Annotated in this window: 19 protein-coding genes; 14 read left to right on the forward strand and 5 right to left on the reverse strand. The window is 35.2% G+C overall.

Annotated elements, in window-relative coordinates:
• Nucleotide 1 precedes the first annotated feature (1 nt).
• The 4 genes from AC5P2S_RS00360 to AC5P2S_RS00375 all read left to right on the forward strand — a co-directional run bounded on the left by AC5P2S_RS00360 (nucleotide 2) and on the right by AC5P2S_RS00375 (nucleotide 5,545).
• Entirely contained in the window at nucleotides 2-2,158 is a 2,157-nt protein-coding gene (locus AC5P2S_RS00360; protein WP_494555824.1) for a patatin-like phospholipase family protein, read from the forward strand.
• A gap of 4 nt (nucleotides 2,159-2,162) precedes the next feature.
• Complete coding sequence (ybeY, locus tag AC5P2S_RS00365) at nucleotides 2,163-2,579, forward strand: rRNA maturation RNase YbeY (RefSeq protein ID WP_494555825.1); 417 nt, start codon at nucleotides 2,163-2,165, stop codon at nucleotides 2,577-2,579.
• A gap of 197 nt (nucleotides 2,580-2,776) precedes the next feature.
• Nucleotides 2,777-4,639: a tRNA uridine-5-carboxymethylaminomethyl(34) synthesis enzyme MnmG gene (gene mnmG, locus AC5P2S_RS00370; RefSeq protein WP_494555826.1), complete on the forward strand. Its 1,863-nt coding sequence runs from the start codon at nucleotides 2,777-2,779 to the stop codon at nucleotides 4,637-4,639.
• An 84-nt stretch (nucleotides 4,640-4,723) separates the two neighbouring features.
• On the forward strand, nucleotides 4,724-5,545 hold the full coding sequence (locus AC5P2S_RS00375) for a class I SAM-dependent methyltransferase (protein ID WP_494555827.1): 822 nt from the start codon (nucleotides 4,724-4,726) through the stop codon (nucleotides 5,543-5,545).
• A gap of 221 nt (nucleotides 5,546-5,766) precedes the next feature.
• On the opposite strand, the gene AC5P2S_RS00380 is transcribed toward AC5P2S_RS00375, so the two are convergent.
• On the reverse strand, nucleotides 5,767-6,957 hold the full coding sequence (locus AC5P2S_RS00380; RefSeq protein WP_283415829.1) for a phosphoglycerate kinase: 1,191 nt from the start codon (nucleotides 6,955-6,957) through the stop codon (nucleotides 5,767-5,769).
• A 708-nt stretch (nucleotides 6,958-7,665) separates the two neighbouring features.
• On the opposite strand from AC5P2S_RS00380, the gene rpiB reads away from it, so the two are divergent.
• The 5 genes from rpiB to AC5P2S_RS00405 all read left to right on the forward strand — a co-directional run bounded on the left by rpiB (nucleotide 7,666) and on the right by AC5P2S_RS00405 (nucleotide 12,828).
• Entirely contained in the window at nucleotides 7,666-8,097 is a 432-nt protein-coding gene (gene rpiB, locus AC5P2S_RS00385) for a ribose 5-phosphate isomerase B (protein WP_283415828.1), read from the forward strand.
• 238 nt (nucleotides 8,098-8,335) lie between these two features.
• Nucleotides 8,336-10,489 (forward strand): ribonuclease R, encoded by a 2,154-nt coding sequence (gene rnr, locus AC5P2S_RS00390; RefSeq protein ID WP_494555828.1) that lies wholly within the window; start codon nucleotides 8,336-8,338, stop codon nucleotides 10,487-10,489.
• Nucleotides 10,490-10,605: 116 nt separating this feature from the next.
• Nucleotides 10,606-11,283, forward strand: coding sequence for a LysE family translocator (locus AC5P2S_RS00395; RefSeq protein WP_283415825.1), 678 nt, complete (start codon nucleotides 10,606-10,608; stop codon nucleotides 11,281-11,283).
• Nucleotides 11,284-11,497: 214 nt separating this feature from the next.
• The gene (locus AC5P2S_RS00400) at nucleotides 11,498-12,436 is read left to right on the forward strand and encodes a S66 peptidase family protein (protein WP_494555829.1); all 939 of its coding nucleotides are present in this window, start codon (nucleotides 11,498-11,500) and stop codon (nucleotides 12,434-12,436) included.
• A gap of 23 nt (nucleotides 12,437-12,459) precedes the next feature.
• Entirely contained in the window at nucleotides 12,460-12,828 is a 369-nt protein-coding gene (locus AC5P2S_RS00405; protein ID WP_494555830.1) for a YraN family protein, read from the forward strand.
• 50 nt (nucleotides 12,829-12,878) lie between these two features.
• Here the strand turns inward: AC5P2S_RS00405 and AC5P2S_RS00410 are convergent, their stop codons facing one another.
• Nucleotides 12,879-13,379 carry a superoxide dismutase family protein gene (locus AC5P2S_RS00410; protein WP_494555831.1) on the reverse strand — a complete coding sequence of 167 codons (501 nt, stop codon included), beginning with the start codon at nucleotides 13,377-13,379 and terminating at the stop codon, nucleotides 12,879-12,881.
• 164 nt (nucleotides 13,380-13,543) lie between these two features.
• Between AC5P2S_RS00410 and AC5P2S_RS00415 the strand changes: the two genes are divergently transcribed.
• Both AC5P2S_RS00415 and AC5P2S_RS00420 read left to right on the forward strand, forming a co-directional pair.
• The gene (locus AC5P2S_RS00415) at nucleotides 13,544-15,781 is read left to right on the forward strand and encodes a TonB-dependent receptor (protein ID WP_494555832.1); all 2,238 of its coding nucleotides are present in this window, start codon (nucleotides 13,544-13,546) and stop codon (nucleotides 15,779-15,781) included.
• Between the two features lie 288 nt (nucleotides 15,782-16,069).
• Nucleotides 16,070-16,711 carry a tetratricopeptide repeat protein gene (locus AC5P2S_RS00420; protein ID WP_283415820.1) on the forward strand — a complete coding sequence of 214 codons (642 nt, stop codon included), beginning with the start codon at nucleotides 16,070-16,072 and terminating at the stop codon, nucleotides 16,709-16,711.
• Nucleotides 16,712-16,900: 189 nt separating this feature from the next.
• On the opposite strand, the gene AC5P2S_RS00425 is transcribed toward AC5P2S_RS00420, so the two are convergent.
• The gene (locus AC5P2S_RS00425) at nucleotides 16,901-17,188 is read right to left on the reverse strand and encodes a hypothetical protein (RefSeq protein WP_494555833.1); all 288 of its coding nucleotides are present in this window, start codon (nucleotides 17,186-17,188) and stop codon (nucleotides 16,901-16,903) included.
• A gap of 272 nt (nucleotides 17,189-17,460) precedes the next feature.
• Here AC5P2S_RS00425 and AC5P2S_RS00430 point away from each other — a divergent pair, with 272 nt between their 5' ends.
• Nucleotides 17,461-19,515, forward strand: coding sequence for a prolyl oligopeptidase family serine peptidase (locus AC5P2S_RS00430; protein WP_494557049.1), 2,055 nt, complete (start codon nucleotides 17,461-17,463; stop codon nucleotides 19,513-19,515).
• A 104-nt stretch (nucleotides 19,516-19,619) separates the two neighbouring features.
• Complete coding sequence (locus tag AC5P2S_RS00435; protein ID WP_494555834.1) at nucleotides 19,620-20,045, forward strand: hypothetical protein; 426 nt, start codon at nucleotides 19,620-19,622, stop codon at nucleotides 20,043-20,045.
• Nucleotides 20,046-20,068: 23 nt separating this feature from the next.
• Here the strand turns inward: AC5P2S_RS00435 and AC5P2S_RS00440 are convergent, their stop codons facing one another.
• A complete protein-coding gene (locus AC5P2S_RS00440) occupies nucleotides 20,069-20,542 on the reverse strand; it encodes a YdeI/OmpD-associated family protein (RefSeq protein ID WP_283415808.1) in 474 nt (157 codons plus the stop codon).
• A gap of 56 nt (nucleotides 20,543-20,598) precedes the next feature.
• On the opposite strand from AC5P2S_RS00440, the gene AC5P2S_RS00445 reads away from it, so the two are divergent.
• The gene (locus tag AC5P2S_RS00445; RefSeq protein WP_494555835.1) at nucleotides 20,599-21,756 is read left to right on the forward strand and encodes a hypothetical protein; all 1,158 of its coding nucleotides are present in this window, start codon (nucleotides 20,599-20,601) and stop codon (nucleotides 21,754-21,756) included.
• A gap of 72 nt (nucleotides 21,757-21,828) precedes the next feature.
• Here AC5P2S_RS00445 and AC5P2S_RS00450 read toward each other — a convergent pair whose 3' ends face one another.
• Entirely contained in the window at nucleotides 21,829-23,370 is a 1,542-nt protein-coding gene (locus AC5P2S_RS00450) for a glycine--tRNA ligase (RefSeq protein WP_123282317.1), read from the reverse strand.
• Nucleotides 23,371-23,498: the final 128 nt, after the last annotated feature.

The raw sequence follows: 23,498 nt of genomic DNA on the forward strand, positions 1-23,498 counted from the left end.
AATGATCAAGAAGCTCTTCTATCTGATTCCATTTTTAGCTTATCTGATGTGTTATTCTCAGATAAAGGAAAATCTTGTCATTCCGAAAAATCCTAAAATTGGATTGTCTCTTTCCGGAGGTGGCGCAAAAGGTTTCACACACGTTGGTGTTTTGAAAGTTTTGGATTCTCTTGGTGTTAAAATCGATTATATTTCCGGAACCAGTATGGGTGCAATTGTCGGTGGACTTTATGCGGCCGGTTATACAGGTAAAGACATCGAAAAAATCGTAATGGATACCGATTTCTACTCATTAATAACCGACCCAAAAACCCGACAGGAAACCAGTTTTTTCAACAAAAGTGTTGATAAATATCTGTTTACCGTTCCCTTGAAAAATGGAAAGATTACATTTCCCTCTTCTATTAGTACCGGTCAGAGAAATGTTTACCTGCTGAAAGAACTTCTGAGAAACGTTTCAAATATTGATGATTTCTCCAAACTTCCGATTCCTTTTATGTGCATCGGAACCAATATAGAAAGCGGTCAGATGAAGATTTTTGAGAATGGCGATTTGGTTTCGTCTATTATGGCGAGTTCAGCCTTTCCTTCACTTTTAGATCCTGTGAAAGTTGGTGATAGTATTTATGTTGACGGTGCGATGACGGTCAATTTTCCTTCAAAACCTCTGAAAGATAAAGGAATTGATATTGTTATCGGTGTTGACCTCAATCAGCCTTTGGCAAAACGTGAGAATCTGAATAGCATTATTTCTATTCTTAATCAAATTATTGATATCAACATCAAAAAAGAAACACTCAACCAGTATAAGTACACAGATATCAATATCAAACCGGACCTTACCGGAATGACTGCTACAAGTTATGACGATAAGAGAAAAATCTTGGATAGTGGTTATGTTGAAGCACAAAAATATGTTGATATTCTTAACAAATTACCAAAACGGAATTTTGACAGAATTAGATCATCAATCAATCCAATTTATTCCAGCGTTTACAAAATAGACAGTCTTGTGGTTGAAAATGGAAGGATCTATAAATCCAACTATATTCGGGGAAAAATGGGGCTTAAATTGCCTTCTATGCAGACTTATGGAAGCGTGAATAAAATGATTGATAAATTGTACGCGACCAACAATTATAAGTTCATCAATTACGATATCGTTCAGGAAAATAACAGCAGTTATCTCAAGTTATATGTCACTGAGGATGAATCCCGTCATTTTTTGAAATTCGGTCTCCATTACGACGAAGTTTTCAAGACCGGATTGTTGCTCAATTATTCAGCAAAGCGTTTGTTATTTAGAAACTCCAATTTGTCTTTAGATGTAGTAATTGGCGATAATCCGAGATATTATTTCAACTACTTTATAGATAACGGCTATATTCCTGGTTTTGGTTTATATTCATCAGGAATGACATTTAACCTCAAAAATTTTGACAATAATACAACCGAAACTTGGGACTGGTTCAGAAATGAGGTTTTTATTCAGTCCGTTTGGAAAGATAAATTTGCAATCGGCGGAGGTTTGAGTCATGATTATTTCGAAAGTGAGAGTAATGGTACGAATAAAATCATTGAAAAGTATCTTAATCCTTATGTTTTCTTAAAAAGTGATACACAGAACGACCGCGATTTTCCGACAAAAGGATTTTATCTTAACGCTGAAGGGAAGATCATTGATCTTTTCAATTCGGATTTAGAGAAAAAGCCAATCAATATAAAAGCAGATATCAAGATGAACTTCTATATCTCGAAAATGTTTACTTACCGTTTGAATCTGTATGGCGGAATCACGATTGGCGATAATTCACCTTCTTTTTATCAATATAGAGTCGGTGGAATCTTTGAGCAGCCTATTGTCAATTATAAACAATTTGCTGGTTATCCGTTTGCATCTTTGACAGATAATAATATATTCATTGCTTCCAATGATCTACAATTGAGATTCAATAAAAACTATTTCCTGATAGGGAATTTCAGTTTTGCAAATATGTTCAGCTCTATCAAATTTGAAGATGCTGTCAAGCTCAATTACAGTTCTATCGGACTCAGCGCTGGTTACAAATCTCCTTTTGGCCAGATAAAAGTTAACTTCAGCAAATCTCTTAACAAACATAAAGGCGTTTTCAGTGTCATCTTAGGACATTGGTTTTAAAAATATGATAAACTATTTTTTTGAAGAAATTGATAATGTAGAAATCCATTCACACACATCAGAATGGCTGGAAAATTTGATTCTTACGGAAAACAAAAAGCTAGGCGAAATCAATTATATCTTTTGCGATGACGAGTATCTTCTCAAGGTCAATCAGGATTATCTCGACCACGATTATTATACAGACATCATCACATTTGACTATGTGAAGGGAAAAACCATTTCGGGAGATATTTTCGTATCTTTGCCGCGCATTTTGGACAACGCTTCTACTCTATCCCAAAACTTTGAATCAGAATTCAATCGCGTTTTGGCTCACGGGATTCTTCACCTTTGCGGATACAAGGATAAAACCGAGGAAGAACAAACCCAAATGCGAGCAAAAGAAGATTTTTATATCAATCAATTTAAAAATTTTTAGGAGCTATTTCCCGCTTTCCGCTCATACCCCTCACGCCAATGCTTTTCCCAAAGCTAGTTGCGGGGTAACCGCTACAAAGCGAAGAATGAACTTCGACGATTCAATAAAAATAAATTAAAAAACATTGAGTCAATCGGGGCTAGTTTCAATATTATGGTCAATGTTCCACGTGAAACATTACCTTTAAAATATAGAATATGATAAGCGAAATATATGACGTAATTGTAGTTGGAGCAGGCCACGCTGGTTGCGAGGCTGCTGCTGCTGCTGCCAATCTTGGTTCAAAAACGCTCCTTGTCACAATGAATATGCAAACCATTGGACAAATGAGCTGTAATCCTGCAATGGGAGGAATTGCAAAAGGACAAATTGTAAGAGAAATCGATGCAATGGGAGGCTATTCCGGTATTGTAGCGGATAAGTCTGCCATTCAGTTTAAGATGTTGAATCTTTCCAAAGGTCCTGCAATGTGGTCTCCAAGAACACAGAATGACAGAATGTTGTTTGCAGAAGAATGGCGATTAGCTTTAGAAAACACACCTAATCTAGATTTTTTCCAGGATATGGTAAAGCAGTTGATTATTGAAAATAATAAGGTTGCTGGCGTTGTAACATCTCTTGGAATAGAAATCAAAGCCAAATCTGTTGTTCTAACGAATGGAACTTTCCTTAATGGATTGATTCACGTTGGAGATAAACAATTAGGCGGTGGAAGAATGGGAGAACCTAGAGCTTTTGGAATTACAGAACAATTGGTTTCTTTAGGTTTTGAAGCAGGAAGAATGAAAACAGGAACACCACCACGTGTGGATGGAAGAAGCCTCGATTATTCCAAAATGGAAGAACAGAAAGGCGATGAAAATCCTCAGAAATTCAGTTATTTAGATACGCCTAAGTTAACCAAACAATTAAGCTGTCATATTGTATATACTAACGAAACTGTACATGATATTTTACGAGAAGGATTTGACAGAAGCCCAATGTTTAACGGAACAATTCAGAGTTTAGGACCAAGATATTGCCCAAGTATTGAAGATAAAATCAATCGTTTTGCAGAGCGGAACAGACATCAATTATTCGTTGAACCAGAAGGCTGGAAAACTGTAGAAATCTATGTGAATGGATTCAGTTCTTCTCTTCCGGAAGATGTTCAAATCAAAGCTATGAAACATATTCCAGGTTTTGAAAATGTAAAGGTTTTCCGTCCTGGTTATGCGATAGAATACGACTACTTCCCTCCTACCCAACTAAACCATACATTAGAAACAAAACTGGTTGAAAACCTTTATTTCGCTGGTCAAATCAATGGCACAACTGGTTATGAAGAAGCTGCCGGACAAGGTTTAATTGCCGGAATCAATGCGCATAATAAAGTTCACGATAAAGGAGAATTCATTCTTAATCGTGATGAAGCTTATATCGGTGTATTAATTGATGATTTGATTACAAAAGGAACAGAAGAACCTTATAGAATGTTCACTTCCAGAGCCGAATATAGATTACTTCTTAGACAAGATAATGCGGATATCAGATTAACTGAAAAGGCATATAATCTTGGTTTAGCAAAAGAAGATAGACTAAGAAAAGTTGAAGAAAAAATTTCTAAAAGCGATGAATTAGAGACTTTCCTTAGAGAAACTTCTCTTAAACCGGGAATTATCAATCCTATCCTTGAAACAATAGAATCCTCTCCTGTTGACCAAGCTTACAGAGCTGCTCAAATCCTGACTCGCCCAAATATGACTTTGGAAAGATTAGAAGCTGTTGAAACTATAAAAGAAATCGCTTCTACATATGCAGATGAAGTAAGAGAACAAGCTGAAATCAATATCAAATACAAAGGTTACATAGAGAAAGAAAAAGAAAATGTAGCAAAACTTAATAGATTGGAAACTATCAGGATTCCAGAAGATTTTGATTATTCAAAAATAACCTCACTTTCTGCTGAAGCTAAACAAAAAATGGGTAAAGTAAAACCTAAAACTATTGCTCAGGCGGGAAGAATCAGTGGTGTTTCTCCAGCAGATATTAATGTTCTTCTGATTTATTTAGGTAGATAAAATTATAAATGTTCCACGTGAAACATTTCAAAGAACAATGTTATTTTCATTGTTCTTTTTGTTTAAAAAAATTTGAAATAATTTATGAAAATTAAAGACCATTTTCTTACACAAGAAGAATTTGAAATTGTAGAAACTGATACAAAAGGTGTTTTCAAAACCTCCCCTATTCCTTCTAATATTTCAAAATATTATGAGAGTGAAGATTATATTTCACATCATCAGGATTCTGGAAGTTTGAAAGAAAAGCTTTATAAATTTCTGCAGTCCTTTAATCTTCAATACAAAAAAAATATTCTTGTTGACAGAATTAAAAAAGGTTCTAGCGTTTTGGATTATGGTTGTGGTGCTGGAGAATTTGTAAAATATATCGAAAATGATTTTAAAACTTTTGGATTTGAACCCAATTCAGATGCCAGAAATGCTGCAATCAATAAAACTCAAAAAGCAAAAATTATTGATGATATTTCTTCAATAGAAAATGAATCTTTAGAAGCAATTACACTTTGGCATGTTTTTGAACACATAGAAAATCAAAGTGAGATGTTGGAAACATTTAATCAAAAATTGAAAGAAAAAGGATTACTAATTATTGCTGTTCCAAATCCAACTTCGTATGATGCGAAACATTATAAAGAATTTTGGGCAGCTTATGATGTACCGAGACACATTTATCATTTTTCAAAAAATGGAATGGAAAATCTGATTTCTAAAAATCCGGATTGGAAATTAAGAAAAATCAAACCGCTCCTACTCGATTCATTTTATATCTCTATGTTGAGTGAAAAATATAAAAAATCACCTCTTTTTTGGCTAAAAGCAGTCTATCATGGAACAATTTCTAACGTAAAGGCGCTTTTTTCCAACGAATTTTCAAGTTTGATATATATTATCGAAAAAAAATAGAAAATCGATTTTTGATATATTTCTGAAGGTCAATTTTCAGCTATTTTGTTCAAAAATTGTTAATAATTACAAAAAATAGAAAATATCAAGTTATTTTTAATCTAAAATTAAATTCGCTGAGAATCGCTTAAAAAAATTTATTTGAACCTTGATTAAGTATAGCAAAATAAAAACCGACAAAAATTTGCCGGTTTTTTAAATTTATGCGAAAAAGTAAATTTCTATTTGTTAATGGCAGCAACTCCCGGAAGTTCCAACCCCTCTAAACTTTCCAACATTGCTCCACCTCCTGTTGAAACATAACTCACTTTATCAGAATAACCAAACTGTTTTACGAAAGCAACACTGTCACCTCCACCAACTAATGAGAAAGCTCCCAACTTTGTAGCTTCAGCAATACTATCTCCTAAAGCTTTAGTTCCGGCAGCAAAATTAGACATTTCGAAAACACCGATTGGACCGTTCCACAGGATTGTTTTAGAATTTAGTAAAACATCATTGAAAATTTCTCTAGATCTAGGACCTGCATCCAAGCCTTGCCAATTTTCCGGTATCTCTCTGATACTGCACTCTTTTCTGTTAGAATCATTATTGAAATCATCAGCTATAATAACATCTGTCGGAAGATAAACTTCTACATTATGTTGTTTTGCTTTAGCTAAAATTTCTAGAGCAAGATTCAATTTATCATCTTCAACAATGGACTTTCCAATTTTCCCTCCAAGAGCTTTGATAAATGTAAAAGACATTCCACCTCCTATGATCAGGTTATCAATTGCCGGAAGAATATTTTCTATTATTGTAATTTTTGTTGAAACTTTAGAACCTCCAAGTATCGCAGTTACAGGCTTTTCACCAGATTTAAGTACTTTATCAATAGCAATCAATTCTTTTTCCATTAGTAAACCGAAAAATTTAGTAGAAGGAAAGAATTGAGCAATTACGGCTGTAGAAGCATGTGCTCTGTGAGCTGTTCCAAAAGCGTCATTAACATAAGCATCACCTAATCTTGAAAGCTTTTCAGCAAAGGCTTCATCACCCTTTTCTTCTTCATTGTGAAAACGTAGATTTTCCAATAACAAGATTTCTCCCGGCTGAAGTTCAGCTGCTGCTTGTTCTGCCCTCTCTCCTACCGATTCTTCAACAAATTTTACTTCTTTACCGAGAACTTTAGAAACTTCTTCTAAAACATGCTTAAGAGAGTATTTGTCATTCACTTCACCTTTTGGTCTACCAAGGTGAGTCATTAATATTACTGAACCACCATCATTAAGGATCTTATCTACAGTTGGTTTTACAGCTGTAATCCTTGTATTATCAGTTACATTAAGATTTTCATCCTGAGGAACATTGAAATCAACTCTTACTAAAGCTTTCTTGTTTTTAAAATCGAAATCCTTTATTGTTTTCATTAAATTTTTATTTGAGGTTTTTAATAGAGATTGAAAAATTTCCTCTCTTTGTTTCACAAATTTAAAACTTATTCCCTCCTTTCGGAAATTTTATTCTCAAAAAAATTCCACAAAGTCAATTTACAATCATAAACAACTTCTTTTCTTTTTTTTAAAAAAATAAGATTGTAGTATATTGTTGTAGACGAGAGTTTGCGGATAACTAAATTGTAAATATTTCATCACAGGAATTAATTCTTAATCAATAAGAATTCAACATAATATTTATTTTGATTTTCAGTAAATTAAATACATTACTAACAATTGTTTATAACTCCAATATTTTATGAATATTTAAAACTCTAATGCGGATAAAAGAAGCAAATATGAAATAAAAGTTTTCCAAAATTTTTGATCAAACATTTTTATAAAATCTGCATTACAAAATTTGATGAATTTTAAAAGAAATATTTAATAGAAGTTTTCCACAGGTTTTCTAACAATTTTTAACATTGTATTATCTAATAATTAATAATTTTAAAAATTGTTTGTTTTTTATATATCATAATACAAATTATATTGATGTATAATTAATCATTATAAGTTATATTTATCAATGGTATTAAAATATCATACCAACAATTGCAAAATATGTAGTAATTTTATAAATAAATAATTCAATCACCAACCTATTCGAACCAACAATTGATAAATATTAAATAAATAAAAATGAAAAAGATAGCATTAGCCGCGGATCACGCCGGTTTTGAATATAAAGAAATTATTAAAAAATATCTTGAAACTAAATATGAAGTTCAGGATTTTGGAACCTACTCTACTGATTCTGTAGATTATCCGGACTTTGTACATCCTGCAGCATCATCTGTTGAAAACGGAGAAAACGAATTAGGTATCCTTATTTGCGGAAGCGGAAATGGTGTTCAAATTACCGCAAACAAACATCAGAAAATAAGATGTGCGCTTTGTTGGATGCCGGAAATTGCTTCTCTTGCAAGACAGCATAACGATGCAAATATGATTTCTATTCCTGCGAGATTCATTTCAAAAGAATTGGCTATAGAAATTGTAGATAAATTCCTCACTACTGATTTCGAAGGAGGGAGACATCAGAAAAGGGTTGATAAAATTGCATTTTGCTAAATATAGGGCTTACATTTTTGTAAGTCTTTTTTATTGTAATTAAATGGAAATTCATATTATTAATAAGTTGTATCTTTGCAATGCATTTCACAGAGAATGTTCTTTCTCACGAAACCATAAATTAATACAAAGGTTTCCAAAACTCCCCTATTTTTATTATATATTTATTGAATAAAATAATCCGATTATGGATTATTATTGTTGTTGATAAATGAAGTTGAATTATAATTATAAACAAATGAAAAACAAAAAACATACAAGTCATAAAAACGAACAGAAACTCCTCGATTTAGGAAGAAAAATCCTTCGTTTTATGAATCAGAAAACTTCCAAAATCTATAATTACAAACAGATAGCGGAAGGTATAGATTACAAAAATCCAAGACAAAGAGAATTGGTAATTCAGGCGCTTCACAGGCTTCTGGCTACTCAGAAAATTAAAGAAACCGAAAAAGGAAAATATATTGTCAACCTTAATGTTGAAGGAACTTTGGCAGGGACAATCGATTTTAATCAATCCGGAAACGCATATGTAAAAGTTGAAGGTTTGGAAGATGATATTTTTATTCATCAGAAAAATGTAAAAGATGCATTGCAAGGTGACAAAGTGCTTATAATCACCTACAATTATAAAGGGAAAAAATTGGAAGGTTCTGTGGTAGAAGTTCTGGAACGTGCAAAAGAGACGTTTGTCGGAACTTTCCAGAAAATTCCTGAAAAAGATTTCGGTTTTGTGGTTTTTGATAAGAAGGTCATCAATACAGATATGTTTATTTCCAGAAATCATTTCAATAATGCGGAAGATGGTGATAAAGTTGTTGTCAAAATGCTCAAATGGGATACAAACAGCAAGAATCCGGAAGGCGAGATCGTTACCGTTCTTGGCGCTCCCGGAGAACATGAGACCGAGATCCATTCCATTCTAGCCGAATATGGACTGCCTTATAATTTCCCACCGGAAGTAGAACACGATGCAGATAAAATTGATAGGAGCATTAATGATGAAGAAGTGGCTAAACGCTGGGATATGCGTGATATCTGCACCTTTACGATAGACCCGAAGGACGCAAAAGATTTTGATGATGCCTTATCCATTCAGAAAATGGAAAACGGCCTTTGGCAGATTGGCGTTCACATTGCGGACGTTTCGCATTATGTAAAGCCCGGAACCATTTTAGATGACGAAGCTTATGCAAGAGCGACTTCGGTTTATCTGGTGGATAGAGTAGTTCCTATGTTGCCTGAAGTTTTAAGTAATGATGTTTGTTCACTGCGTCCTAATGAGGATAAATTTACTTTTTCTGCTGTTTTCGAAATGGATGACGAAGCGAAAATCCACAAACAATGGTTTGGCAGAACGGTCATTCATTCCGATAGAAGATTCACTTATGAAGAAGCTCAGGAAAGAATTGAAACCCAGCAAGGTGATTTGACTGAAGAAGTTCTACAATTGGATAAATTGGCCAAGATAATGCGCCAGGAACGTATCAGAAATGGTGCGATTACCTTTGACAGAAGTGAGGTAAGATTCAATCTGGATGAGGAGAGCAATCCGATTGGGGTATATTTCAAGGTCAGTAAAGATTCTAATCATTTGATTGAAGAATTTATGTTATTGGCGAATAAAAAAGTATCCGAATTTGTTTCATTAAATAAAAGAAAGGAACCAACCGGGAATACATTTATTTATCGTATTCATGACGATCCGGATCCGGCAAAACTGAAATCACTTCAGGAATTTGTTTACACTTTCGGATACAAAATGGATTTGGCAAATACTAAAAAAGTGGCTGAATCTTTGAATAAATTACTTAGTGATGTCAAAGGAAAAGGAGAGGAAAATATGATAGAAACTCTGGCGATGCGAAGTATGAGCAAAGCCGTTTACTCTACAGATCCGATTGGACATTACGGACTTGGCTTCGATTATTATACGCACTTTACATCGCCCATTCGTCGTTATCCGGATTTGATTGCCCACAGATTACTGCAACATTATTTAGATGGCGGAAAGTCGCCTAACAAAGAGGAAGTAGAGGAGAAAGCAAAACACTGTTCAGCAATGGAGCGTCTGGCTGCGGATGCGGAAAGAGATTCTATCAAGTTTATGCAGGTCAAGTTTATGGAAAATCACATTGGTGAAGTCTTCTCAGGCGTAATTTCTGGTGTTGCAGAATATGGCTTTTGGGTAGAGATTCCTGAAAATGGAGCAGAAGGTATGATTAAATTGAGAGATTTGGTTGATGATTCCTACTCTCTAGATGCGAAGAATTATGCGATTGTAGGTTCCAGAACCGGAAACACTTATCAGCTTGGTGACAAGATAAAAATTAAAGTTGTAAAGGCTAATTTGATCGCTAAGCAACTGGATTTTAAGATTATTAATGATTAAAAATTTCGTCAGAATTGTTTATTCAGATTTTTGGAAATTCGATTTTGATGAAATTTAAACATTGCTTTAAATTATAAATCTCTATTTTTACAGCCGGTTCTGAAATTTAAAATCGAATGCTCGAACTCATTTTATACGCTATCGGATTAGGAATAATGCTCAGCTTGGTCTTTATCGGGCCCATATTTTTCCTGTTGATAGAAACAAGTTTTTCCCGTGGTCCAAGGCACGCTTTGGCCTTGGATTTAGGGGTGATTTCTGCAGATATTCTCTGTATTGTAGTCAGTTACTATGCCAGCGCGGACTTAGTCAATCTTATTGATAAACATCCCGGGTTTTACAAGATATCGGCATTTCTGATTTTCATTTATGCTCTTTATATGCTCGTTTCTAAGACAAAAATGCATATCGAAGGCGAAGAAAGATTAATCAATCAGAATTATTTCAAAACCTATTTCAATGGATTTTTACTCAATCTTCTTAATATTGGCGTCGTACTTTTTTGGCTGGTTACGGTGATATCCGTTAGGAATGCCTATCCAAAAGTTCAGGACTTTGTTTTTTATATCGCTATTGTTATCGGAACCTATTTGTTAATTGATCTTTTCAAAATCCTTTTGGCAAAACAGTTTCATTATAAACTTAATCAGAGAGTTGCGAACCAGATCAGAAAAGGCGTTGGAATTATTCTTATATTCTTCAGTATTTTTATTTTCTTACAAAGCTTTAAAAAGTTCAATAAGTTCGAAGAAAAATTAGAAAAAGCAGAAAAGCAACAACCGAAGATTAAGTAAAAATTTGGGTGCCTATATCCGTCCTTAGTTCCGCTTTATCACTCTGAAGCTCTCAAAGAAGCCATTCAGATCGGGGTTGCGTTTCGCAAAGTTGAAGATTGTGTCATTAATCTACATCAGTCCTTAAGGCGCCTTTGCTAACAAAAAAAATTTTCAATAAATTCAAAAAATCTTTGCGACCTTTGCGTTAAATCAACACCATTAATCAACACAAATGCAAAACACAACTTTCCCAAAATCTTTGAAAAAAGGAGATAAAATTGCAATCATTTCCCCGGCTGGTTCTGTTGAGATCCCGCAATTGGACAAAACTTTGGAATTAATCAGGATCAAAGGTTACGAACCTGTTTTAGGCGAAAATCTCTACACAAAATACCAAAATGGCTATTCTTATGCCGGAACAGAAAAACAACGAATCAATGATATCAACTGGGCTTTAAACGATCCGGAAATTTCTGCAGTCTGGGCTTCAAGAGGTGGTTATGGCTGCCAGCATCTTTTGCAGGAGTTGAAATTGACAGAATTCAGGAAGAATCCTAAATGGTATATTGGTTATTCTGACAACACGGTGATTCAAAGTTATCTGTTGAAAAAAGGTTTTGCTACTATCCACGGTCAAACCATAAAAACTTCCAGCTTTGGCGTTACAGAAGAAAGTTATGAACTGATTTTTGATATTCTGAAAGGCAAAAAACCTAATTATAAAATTGATTCAAATCCGAATAATAGAGTAGGAGAGGCTTCCGGAATTTTGGTTGGTGGTAATCTCGCTTTGATTTATGCACTTTTAGGAACGCCCTATACATTTGATTTCAGAGATAAAATTTTGTTTATCGAAGATATTGGTGAAAATTTTTATGCGCTTGATCGAATGATTATGAGTCTTGAACTAGTGGGAGCTTTCAACAAAATCAAAGGATTAATTGTTGGCGGAATGACCAATATGGGAAAAGAAAATGAGAACAAAGAATACGAAGAATCCTTCGATTCATTCGCATATCAATTGATCGCAGACAGGGTTTCCAAATATGATTTTCCAACAGTTTTTGGTTTTCCCAACGGTCACATTTTTGATAACAGGCCTTTGATAATCGGTGCGGAAATCAATCTGAAAGTTGAAAAAAATGTTCTAGTAAATTTCAAAATCTCTTAATTTCAAATTTTTGATACTGGGAAATGGCTGACCACAATGATTTTGGAAAAATAGCGGAAGACCTTGCTGTTGATTTTTTAATTAAGAATCACTATAAAATTTTAGCGCGTAATTTCCGTTATCTGAAAGCTGAAGTTGACATTATCGCCGAGTTTGAAAATCAAATCATCATTGCTGAGGTAAAAGCCAGGAATACGGATATTTTTCTGGAACCTCAGGAAGCGGTTAATAAAAAGAAAATCAAACTGTTAGTTTCTGCCGCCAATTATTTTATCGAAGAAAATAATATTAATAAAGAAGTTAGATTTGATATTATCTCAGTTCTTCCGAACCAAAAAAAAACTTTGGAAATCCATCATATTATTGATGCTTTCCAAAGTTTTGAAATATGATTTTTAGGTTGAAGTTTTTTTAAATCCTAATACCTTGAACCTTTAATCTACTATTTTATCTCCACACATCCAACTCTTCCGCCTGCGTTTCCGGTCGGTTGCGTATGAAAATCATCAACTCCGGCATGGATAACAATCGCTTTTCCAATAATATTTTTCATAGGATCGTCACAACCAAGACACCATTTATCAGTGGTGAAAACCAATCTTGCCTGACCATCTTTCTTAGCGTCTAAATTGCCGATATCTCCCATATGAAAATGCTCTGTGTCCCATTTTCCATGATCATCTTTGGAAGGATTCCAGTGCCCGCCGGCAGATGAAGCATCAGTTGCACTACAATTTCCAAACTCGTGGATGTGAACAGCATGAAGTCCAGGTGTTAATTTGAAAACGCCAAGATCCATTTCAACTTTACCTTTTTTTTGTATGAAAGTTGCTGTTCCCTGGGTTTCTGTGTGAGATTTTGGACGAATAGTGTATTGTTTTGATACGGTTTTGCAGGAAGCTAGTGTCAAACCAGCGATTCCAATTAGTAATAAGTTTTTCATAAGATAGTTTATTATTGATTTCTGATATAACAAATTTAAAGCCAATATGGTAAAGAATTGTTTTACGTGAAACATTAACGGTTCGGTTAGCAATATCAACGGTTCGGTCATAATTAATTTTATATTATTATGGGCTGAAATATCTTTGAACCAAAATTAACATTATGAAAACTCAAAGCAGAATTTTCACACTTTTTTTTCTTTTGGTTGGTATTAGCATCTGGTCACAAATTACCATTTCCGGAAAAGTCACTTATAAGAACAAAGCGTTGAAAGACATCAGCGTAACGCTTAAAGATACGTATGATGGCGCAACTACCGACGCAAATGGAAATTATTCTTTCACAACCACAGAAACAGGAGATAAGACTTTGGTTTTTTCCGGAAAAGATTATGATGAGGTTGAACTACCTGTGAAAATTGAGGGAAAAGATATTGCGTTGAATGCTAATCTGAAGGAGCAAATCAGTGAAATCAATGCAGTTGTGATTACTGCAGGAAGCATAGAAGCCAGCGATAAAAAACGTGCGACGGCATTACTGACACCTTTGGATGTTTATACAACAGCCGGTGCCAATGGACAGATTTCCTCAGCTTTAGGCTATTTGCCGGGTGTTCAGAAAGTAGGAGAGAGCGAAGGATTATTTGTGAGAGGTGGAACAGGCACCGAAACCAAAATCTTTATAGACGGCAATCTGGTCAATAATTATTTTACCAATTCAGTTCCGGGAATTGCTGGTAGAGACCGTTTCAATACATCGTTATTTAAAGGTAATGTGTTTTCAAGTGGTGGATATTCAGCAGTTTATGGACAGGCGTTGTCTTCTGTTCTGATTTTGGAAAGTGTGGATTTGCCGGATACAACGTCGTTTGATTTCGGTGTTTCTCCGATTTTTCTAAGTGCGAATTATCAGAAACTAAATCAGGAAAAAACAGCTTCCTGGGGCGTTGCAGGTGGTTATTCGAATCTTGGATTAATGGGAAAATTATTCAACTTTAATACTGATTTTGACAAATATCCGCAAGGTTATGGATTTGATGGAAACTTCAGAATCAAAACCAAAAAAGGTGGTTTTATCAAATATTATGGAAGCATTGATGAAAACAAAATGGCCGTTGGTTCTGAGAGCCTGGAGCAAGATTCTGACAGAAACATGGTCAGTCTGAAAGGGCAGAATATGTATCACAATTTATCCTACAAAGAAAAATTCGGAAAGTATCTTTTGAATATCGGGACTTCTTACACATACAATTCCAATGACCTGAATTTTGCGACTTTTCTTAATGATGTGCAACAATCTAATACGCCAATCAATAATCAATCAAAATACATCAACGCCAAAGCAGTTGTTGAAAGAAAGATCAACAGAGCAAGCATTGTGAGAGCAGGTTTTGAATTAAATAATGCGGATGAAACGATGAAATATGGCTCTTTTGAAAGAGATTATAAAGATTTGATTTCGTCAGCTTTTGCGGAAACCGACTTGATATTTACTAATAATCTGACGGCAAAAATTGGAGCGAGAACAGAACATTCTTCTTATCTCGGAAAATGGAATTTTTCGCCAAGAGCAGCTTTAGCTTATAGAATATCCAAAGACTGGACAACTTCTTTCGCTTATGGGATCTTCTATCAGAATCCGGAAAGCAAATATCTTTACAGCAAGAATTTTGATTTCCAGAGAGCAGACCATTATATATTTCAGGTTCAAAAGAATTCTGACGGAAGAAGTTTGAGATTCGAAGCGTTTTATAAAGATTATAAAAGTCTTATTAAAACAAAATCTTATATCTCAGATAGCTTAATGACCAGTAATCAAAATCAATATTATCAAATTGCCAATAGCAATAATGGTAAAGGCTTTGCAAAAGGAATCGAATTGTTCTGGAGAGATAAGAAAACCTTCAAAGACATCGATTATTGGCTGACTTATTCTTATTTGGACTCCAAGAGAGATTTCTTAAACTATCCTTTTAGTTTAGCACCGAATTTTGCTTCGAAACATACATTCAATGCTGTTGCTAAGAAATTTGTGATGGACTGGAAAATAGGATTTAATTTATCTTACACTTATTCGAAAGGAAGACCTTATTATGATTTGGTTTCAGAAAATGGAGAGAATATCGTTCGTCACCAAGGAAAGCTGAAAGATTACAGCGGACTGAATTTCAGTATCAATTATGTTCCGAGTGTTGGGAAGAAAGATTCAAAGTCATTTACTGTATTTGTTTTGAGCATTAATAATATTCTTGGAAATAAAAATATTTACGGCTATAATTATTCTGCGGATGGAAACAGTAGAACGGCCGTTAGACCACCTGTTAATACGTTTGTTTTTGTAGGAGTATTTGTAAGTTTCGGGGTTGATAAAACGAATGATGCGATTAATAATAATTTGTAATAATTAGAAGAAAGAAAATAGAGAAAAGATAAAGACTTACATTCGAATGCCTATCTTTTAAAAGGATATTATTTAATTTTTTAAAGATATATTATCTCGCAGATTAAGCTAATCAAGCAGATTTCTTAACTTATTAAATCAGCTAATCTGTGAAATCAGCGAGGATTTTAAATAAACAACGGTTCAGTAATCAAAAATAACAGTTCGGTAGAATAAAATTTCAACAAATAAAAAGTCATTCTATCTTTGAATCAGAAATTTAAAATAACAAACAAAAAAATATTCAAAATGAAAAAATTAATCTTAACAATCAGCCTTTCTTTAATTGGATTTACAGCCTTTGCTCAGACTGCATTTGAAAAAGCAATGACAGAGAAAATCGCCAAAGTAGAAGACCACAAAACGCCGGATGAATTCACTGCTTTAGCTAATGATTTTGACAGGATTGGAACCAAAGAAGCCAAAGAATGGTTACCGTATTATTATGCTGCATTTGCAACGATTCAGAAAGGCAGAATCCTGATGCAATCCGGTAAAACCAACGAACTTGATCCTGTTGCGGCTGAGGCAGAAAAATATATTGCTAAAGCAGAAGCACTTAGTCCCAACAATGCAGAACTTTATATCCTGAAAAAAATGACAAGTGGGCTAAGAATGATGGCAGACCCAATGTCCAGGTATATGAGCGAAGCGCCTATTGCGCAGCAAGCATTGGCAAAGGCGCAGGAACTGGATCCTAATAATCCTAGAATCACTGTTTTGCTTGCGGAGGATGCTTATTTCACACCGGAGCAATTTGGTGGAAGCAAGGCAAAAGGTACAGAATTATTCAAAAAAACTATTGAGCAGTTTGGAACCTATAAGTCAAAAACATCTCTTGACCCAAAATGGGGAAAAGCAGAGGCAGAATATTTTCTAAGCCAGAAATAAAACACAACATGGTAACGTTCCAAACAAGTTGGTAAATAAAAATAGTGTTGAATTTCAATACTGTTTTTTTAAATAAGATATAGAAATTGATTTTTAAATAGTATTACAGATAGCCAGAATAGTAGAAATTAGAAAAAGGCTATCTAAAATATTGAGAACCATAACAAGTGTTCCAGATATGTTGGTGCATTATAACTGGTCACGGATTACAAATCCGCGCCGTAGGTTTTTTACTAAAAGAATACTAAAAAAACTAACTTCTGATGAATTAGAGTAAGCTTCCGCCAAAGTAGAATAAGCTTCTGCTAAAATAGAATAGCCTTCCGCTAAAGTATAATAAGCTTCCGCCAGAATGAAACAAGCTTCCGCCAAAGTAAAATAAACTACCGCTAAACTATAATAAGCTACTGTCGAAATGAAACAAACTACCGCCGAAATAGAATAGCCTTCCGCTAAACTAAAATAATCTTCCGCCAAAATAGAATACCAAATATTTACCCAAATAGCACGGATTTATAATCCGTGCTTTTTTATTTTTTATAGATTTTATAACTTGATACAAATAAGAAGCATACTGAGGCACTGGAAATATAAACCACTTGGCCTCTGCTCGCAAACAAACTTGCTGCAAACTTCTGGAGTTTTATTTTTTTGTATTTTTGAAACTATTCAAAAAGTTAAAAATGAAAGTAAAATCAATCTTTGCAACAGCAGCCGTTATTTTTTATGTTGGTGCCCAAGCTCAATCTATGACCAATTCTAACTATCCCAAAGCCTTAAAAGGAACTCAAGTTGACCAATATTTCGGAACATTAGTTGCAGACCCATACCGTGATCTGGAAAACGATTCCGAGGCGACTAAAAAATGGGTAGACGAAGAAGTAGCGTACAGCCAGAATTATCTTTCCAAAATCCCCTTCAGAGAAACAATTAAAAACCAATTGAGAGATATCTGGAATTATGAGAAAATAGGAGCGCCGTTCAAAGAAGGTGATTATACTTATTATTACAAAAACAATGGATTACAGGCACAATCGGTACTTTACAGGACTAATAATAAAATCAAAAACGTTGAGGTTTTCCTTGACCCCAATACTTTTTCTGATAAAGGAACGACTTCGCTTTCCAATTTGTCATTCAACAAAAAAGGCAACCTTGCCGCTTATTCTATTTCCGAAGGTGGAAGTGACTGGAACAAGATCATCATCATCGATGCGATTACCAAAAAACAAATTGATGACACTTTGATTGATGTGAAATTCAGTGGGATTGCCTGGAAAGGCGACGAAGGTTTCTATTATTCAAGTTATGACAAGCCGAAAGAAGGAACCGTTCTTTCCGGAATGACGGATAAACACAAAGTTTATTTCCACAAATTAGGCACAAAACAATCCGAAGACCAGTTGATTTTCGGTGGTGAGAAAACGCCAAGAAGATATCTGACTGCAGATGTTTCCGAAGACCAAAGATTCCTTGTTATTTCGGCGGCTAATGCTACTAACGGAAACGAATTATATATCAAAGATCTGAAAAACGGCGGTGACTTTGTACAGATCAACAAAGGCTTTGACATCAATGCAGATATTGTGGATACGCAAGGTGACGACCTTTTTATATTCACAGACAAAGACGCTCCGAATAAGCGTTTGGTAAAGGTCGGCATCAAAAACCCAAGCCCGGAAAACTGGAAAGATGTGATTCCTGAAACTGAAAATGTGTTAAGCATCTCTGAAGCTGGCGGTTACTTTTTCGGAAAATATATGAAAGATGCGATTAGCCTTGTAAAACAATTCGATAAAACAGGAAAATTGGTCAGAGAAATTGCATTGCCTGGAAAAGGAACAGTTTCCGGATTTGGAGGAAAAAAAGAGGATAAAGACATCTACTATTCTTTCACTAATTATATCACGCCGGGAACGATTTATAAATACAATGTAGCATCTGGAAAATCGGAAATTTATCAAAAACCAAAAGTGAAATTCAATCCGGAAGATTATGTTTCTGAGCAGGTTTTCTACACTTCAAAAGACGGAACTAAAGTGCCGATGATGATCAACTACAAAAAAGGAACTAAGTTGGACGGAAAGAATCCGACGATCCTTTATTCTTACGGTGGTTTCAACATCAGTCTTCAGCCAAGTTTCTCTGTAGTCAATGCCATCTGGATGGAAAACGGTGGAATCTATGCCGTTCCGAATATCCGTGGAGGTGGAGAGTATGGTAAAAAATGGCACGATGCAGGAACCAAACAACAAAAGAAAAACGTGTTTGATGACTTCATTGCGGCGGGCGAATACTTGCAGTCGAAAGGTTACACTTCAAAGGAATATATGGCACTTTCTGGCCGTTCCAACGGTGGACTTTTAGTGGGTGCGACAATGACGATGAGACCGGATCTTGCAAAGGTAGCTTTTCCTGGTGTTGGCGTTCTGGATATGTTGAGATATAACAAATTCACGGCTGGTGCTGGTTGGTCTTATGATTACGGCACAGCAGAAGACAGCAAAGAGATGTTCGATTATCTTAGGTCTTATTCGCCAGTTCACAATGTAAAAGCAGGGACCTGCTACCCGTCAACAATGATCATTACCAGTGATCACGATGATAGAGTAGTGCCGGCACATTCTTTCAAATTTGGTGCTGAGTTGCAGGAGAAACAAGCTTGTAACAACCCAATTTTGTTAAGAATTGAGAAAAATGCGGGTCACGGCGCTGGTCGTTCCACGGAACAAGTGATTGGTGAAAATGCTGATCTTTTGAGTTTTGCATTATTCGAAATGGGAATCAAATCCCTGAAAAAGTAAAATTGCAATTATTATGATAAAAATCCCGAAATTAGTTTCGGGATTTTTTGTTTTTGGACAATAATTTGATACAAAACAAATCACTCATTTAAATCTTTATAACTATGAAAAAATCCATCTTAATTACAAGCTTTGCAGTTGTTTTAGCATTAGTTTCCTGTAAGAAGAATGACACCAAAATGACTTCCGAGTCTTATTCCACGAAAACAACCGTTACTGATGAAAATGGTAAAGTCGATAGCGTTACAACAACGTCTATGGAAAAAGAAATTAATGGCAAAAAAATAACATCTGTTTCCTATCCTTATAAAACCAGTGACGGAAGCCGGGCCAAAGCCACTTTTAGCGATAATGGCAAATCCAAAACTATTACCATCGAAGCGAATAATATGAAATATGTTCTTGATTTTGTGAAGGCCACACCAACAGGAGAGCTATATGAAAGAAATAGCATTTCTGCAGAATCTTCCGAAGATTCGCTTCTGATTTCTCAAGGGAATAATATTATTCATTTGGGTAAAATTAAATAAAAAATAAAAGGGGTTTAATAATTTTAAACCCCCTTTTTACCTTCCAGAAGCATTTCTATCATTTTGATTTTCCGGCGTTCACGCGTTTCCTCTTTCTTAGCGTCTTCTATCCAGCGGATGTATTCTTTTCTATGTGTGTAAGACATTTTATTATAAAATTCTTTCGCTTTTTCATTTTGATTGAGTAATTCCTGAACATCGTCGGGAACAGTAACGACTCGTTCTTCTTTGTCTTCCCAAAGCTTAACATCCACAATCTCTCCGAATGTTTTCCCCAATTCCTTTCTGATAACCTGAGTCAATCCCAGCCTATGACATCCGCCGCCCATATTCGCCAGGCTGCTTCTGTATTCCACTTTGTCATCAAGTAAAACTTTGACTTTGACCTGTCCTTTCTTTCCAAATAATTCATTCGTATCAAAAGGAAAATTGATAAATGCAGCATTGATATCTTGGTGTTGCTGGATCTCTGCAGAAAAAATAATTGTGTGATTCATATAATAAAAAAGCTAAATCAAAATTAAAAATATTATTTTCGCAAAAACACTTTTTTATGAAAACATATTTTATTTTATTTCTCAGCTTATTCCTTTTTTCCTGTAGTTCGTCTTCTGATGATGAGGTGCGGGAATCTGTTCCACAATTAACAACGAAAGATATCAGTCTGGATGATGACGGGCTTCTTAAAATTGGTGGTAAAATAACCAATACCGGAGGAAGTCAAATTTCCAGAGTCGGAGTTATTTGGAGTACTTCCGCCAATGTTTCCTTAGAAAATTATGCAACTGAAGATAAAGAAGAACTGTTTTCTTCCAATGAGGATTTTGAATTCAGATCCAAAAAAATATTCTTGCCTAATACAACTTATTATTTCCGCGCTTTTGCCCAAAATAATAAAGGAACAGCTTTAGGAAATGTGGTTTCTTACAAGTATAGGAATGTAATAGAGACCCTGGATCCAACAGAAATTACCACAGTAAGTGCTACTCTTAATGGTAAATATTATCAGCCTTTAGGAAATCTTTCTTACGCAGGTTTCGTATATGCAACTCATTCAGAACCAACTATTTTTGATAGTAGTACTGCTTCTGCTGCTACTTTAGGAACAATGAACTTTAAAGTACAATTGACGGGGCTTACAAGAAATACAGAATATTACATTCGGTCATATACTAAGATTGATAATAGGTATTATTACGGAGAAGAGAAGAAAATAAAAACGGCTGGCTATTTTGGTCCGGCTGGTGGAATTGTAGCTTATGATAAAGGTGTTACTACCGATGGTTGGAGATATCTTGAGATAAGCAACAAAGATGTTGGAAAAAATTATTGTTCTACAATGCCCCCACTGTGTAGGTTTGGAGCTGCTTGGAGTGAAACAAATAATTACATAGCGGGTACGTCAGAAAAAATGGGCGAAGGTCCTAATAATACTAATTTTATTATCAGCAAAATATCAGGAGATACTGCGGCTAAATTTTGTAAACAATATTCAGTCAATGGTTATTCGGATTGGTTTTTACCTTCCAAAGCAGAAGCAGAAGCAATCTTTACAAGTATAAGAAAGGGAGGAATGTATTTAAACTCAGGATTGGTTTCTTGGACATCTTCCGAAATTAATTCTAACGAAGCCTATTTGATTTACGGAGATGGTTCTACAAGTGGACAAAAATACGCAGATTATAAAACCTATCCAGTCAGAAGATATTAAAATTGAAACAAATTGAACATAAAAAATCCCAACAGTTAAGTTGGGATTTTCATTATATAAAAGTATTGTTTATTAAATCTTGGAAAGCAAAGTCCTGAAATTCACCTTCTCATCAATAATCCTTCTCAGTTCAGAAACCGGAACCCTTTCCTGCTCCATTGTATCTCTGTATCTTAAGGTTACGGTATTGTCGTTCAAAGAATCGTGGTCAACCGTGATACAGAAAGGTGTTCCAATCGCATCCTGTCTTCTGTAACGTTTTCCGATGCTGTCTTTCTCTTCAAAAATCACATTGAAATCAAACTTCAGATCATTGAAAATCTTGTCAGCAAATTCAGGTAAACCATCTTTCTTAACTAATGGAAGAATTGCTGCTTTTACAGGTGCCAAAGCCGGCGGAAGACTCAAAACAGTTCTTTCCGAACCGTCTTCCAAAACCTCATCTTTCAGAGAGTTGGAGAAAATCGCCAGGAACAATCTGTCCAGACCAACCGAAGTTTCTACAACATAAGGCACATAATTCTCATTTCTTTCCGGGTCAAAATACTGGATTTTTCGACCGGAGAATTTCTCGTGCGCCGAAAGGTCAAAGTCTGTTCTACTGTGGATACCTTCCAGTTCTTTGAATCCAAACGGGAAATTAAACTCAATATCTGCAGCAGCATTAGCATAATGTGCCAATTTCTCGTGGTCGTGGAAACGGTAATTGTCTTCGCCTAAACCAAGTGCCAAGTGCCAGTTAAGACGCGTTTTTTTCCATTGTTCATAAAATTCCAGCTCTGTTCCCGGTGGAACGAAATACTGCATTTCCATCTGCTCAAATTCTCTCATTCTGAAAATAAACTGTCTCGCAACAATCTCATTTCTAAAGGCTTTACCAATCTGAGCAATCCCGAAAGGTAATTTATGACGAGAAGTTTTCTGAACGTTAAGATAATTCACAAAAATACCCTGAGCCGTTTCCGGTCTCAAGTAAAGGTCTGTTGCAGAATCCGCAGAAGCACCCAATTTAGTCCCGAACATCAGGTTAAATTGTCTCACTTCCGTCCAGTTTTTAGAACCAGTATCCGGGTCAGCAATTTCCAATTCCTCGATCAAAGCTTTTACATCCGCAAGGTCTTCTTTTTCAAGAGATTTTGCCAATCTGGAAAGGATCGCTTCCCTTTTTGCTCTGTACTCCAAAACTCTAGGATTGGTCGCTACAAACTCAGCTTTGTTGAAAGCGTCACCAAAACGCTTTGCCGCTTTTTCTATTTCTTTATTTTCCTTGTCTTCGATTTTGGCGCAGTAATCTTCCACCAAAACATCCGCACGGAAACGTTTTTTAGAATCTTTGTTATCAATCAACGGGTCGTTGAACGCATCCACGTGTCCGGAAGCTTTCCAAATGGTTGGGTGCATAAAAATGGCAGAATCAATCCCCACGATATTTTCGTTCAGCTGAACCATCGCTTTCCACCAGTATTGTTTGATGTTATTTTTCAGTTCTGCGCCGTTCTGTCCGTAATCGTAGATGGCCGAAAGTCCGTCATAGATTTCGCTGGAAGGAAAAATAAAACCATATTCTTTAGCGTGGGAAACCACTTTTTTGAAAACATCTTCTTGCTTTGCCATAATTTATGTTGAATTGAAGTGCAAAAGTAGGAATTTTACAGCAAATTTTTCGTATTCATTTTTATAGGATTTGGGCGCAACCCTTTGTTTCTCCAACGCTTTTCCCAAACCAAAACAAGCGGGTCGTT

The organism is Epilithonimonas sp. 33E, from assembly GCF_059372615.1.

Bases quoted from the DNA above. Each gene is read 5' to 3' on its own strand.
- AC5P2S_RS00360 (WP_494555824.1), top strand. From the start codon at position 2: ATGATCAAGAAGCTCTTCTATCTGATTCCATTTTTAGCTTATCTGATG.
- ybeY (WP_494555825.1), top strand. From the start codon at position 2,163: ATGATAAACTATTTTTTTGAAGAAATTGATAATGTAGAAATCCATTCA.
- mnmG (WP_494555826.1), top strand. From the start codon at position 2,777: ATGATAAGCGAAATATATGACGTAATTGTAGTTGGAGCAGGCCACGCT.
- AC5P2S_RS00375 (WP_494555827.1), top strand. From the start codon at position 4,724: ATGAAAATTAAAGACCATTTTCTTACACAAGAAGAATTTGAAATTGTA.
- AC5P2S_RS00380 (WP_283415829.1), bottom strand. From the start codon at position 6,957: ATGAAAACAATAAAGGATTTCGATTTTAAAAACAAGAAAGCTTTAGTA.
- rpiB (WP_283415828.1), top strand. From the start codon at position 7,666: ATGAAAAAGATAGCATTAGCCGCGGATCACGCCGGTTTTGAATATAAA.
- rnr (WP_494555828.1), top strand. From the start codon at position 8,336: ATGAAAAACAAAAAACATACAAGTCATAAAAACGAACAGAAACTCCTC.
- AC5P2S_RS00395 (WP_283415825.1), top strand. From the start codon at position 10,606: ATGCTCGAACTCATTTTATACGCTATCGGATTAGGAATAATGCTCAGC.
- AC5P2S_RS00400 (WP_494555829.1), top strand. From the start codon at position 11,498: ATGCAAAACACAACTTTCCCAAAATCTTTGAAAAAAGGAGATAAAATT.
- AC5P2S_RS00405 (WP_494555830.1), top strand. From the start codon at position 12,460: ATGGCTGACCACAATGATTTTGGAAAAATAGCGGAAGACCTTGCTGTT.
- AC5P2S_RS00410 (WP_494555831.1), bottom strand. From the start codon at position 13,379: ATGAAAAACTTATTACTAATTGGAATCGCTGGTTTGACACTAGCTTCC.
- AC5P2S_RS00415 (WP_494555832.1), top strand. From the start codon at position 13,544: ATGAAAACTCAAAGCAGAATTTTCACACTTTTTTTTCTTTTGGTTGGT.
- AC5P2S_RS00420 (WP_283415820.1), top strand. From the start codon at position 16,070: ATGAAAAAATTAATCTTAACAATCAGCCTTTCTTTAATTGGATTTACA.
- AC5P2S_RS00430 (WP_494557049.1), top strand. From the start codon at position 17,461: ATGACCAATTCTAACTATCCCAAAGCCTTAAAAGGAACTCAAGTTGAC.
- AC5P2S_RS00435 (WP_494555834.1), top strand. From the start codon at position 19,620: ATGAAAAAATCCATCTTAATTACAAGCTTTGCAGTTGTTTTAGCATTA.
- AC5P2S_RS00440 (WP_283415808.1), bottom strand. From the start codon at position 20,542: ATGAATCACACAATTATTTTTTCTGCAGAGATCCAGCAACACCAAGAT.
- AC5P2S_RS00445 (WP_494555835.1), top strand. From the start codon at position 20,599: ATGAAAACATATTTTATTTTATTTCTCAGCTTATTCCTTTTTTCCTGT.
- AC5P2S_RS00450 (WP_123282317.1), bottom strand. From the start codon at position 23,370: ATGGCAAAGCAAGAAGATGTTTTCAAAAAAGTGGTTTCCCACGCTAAA.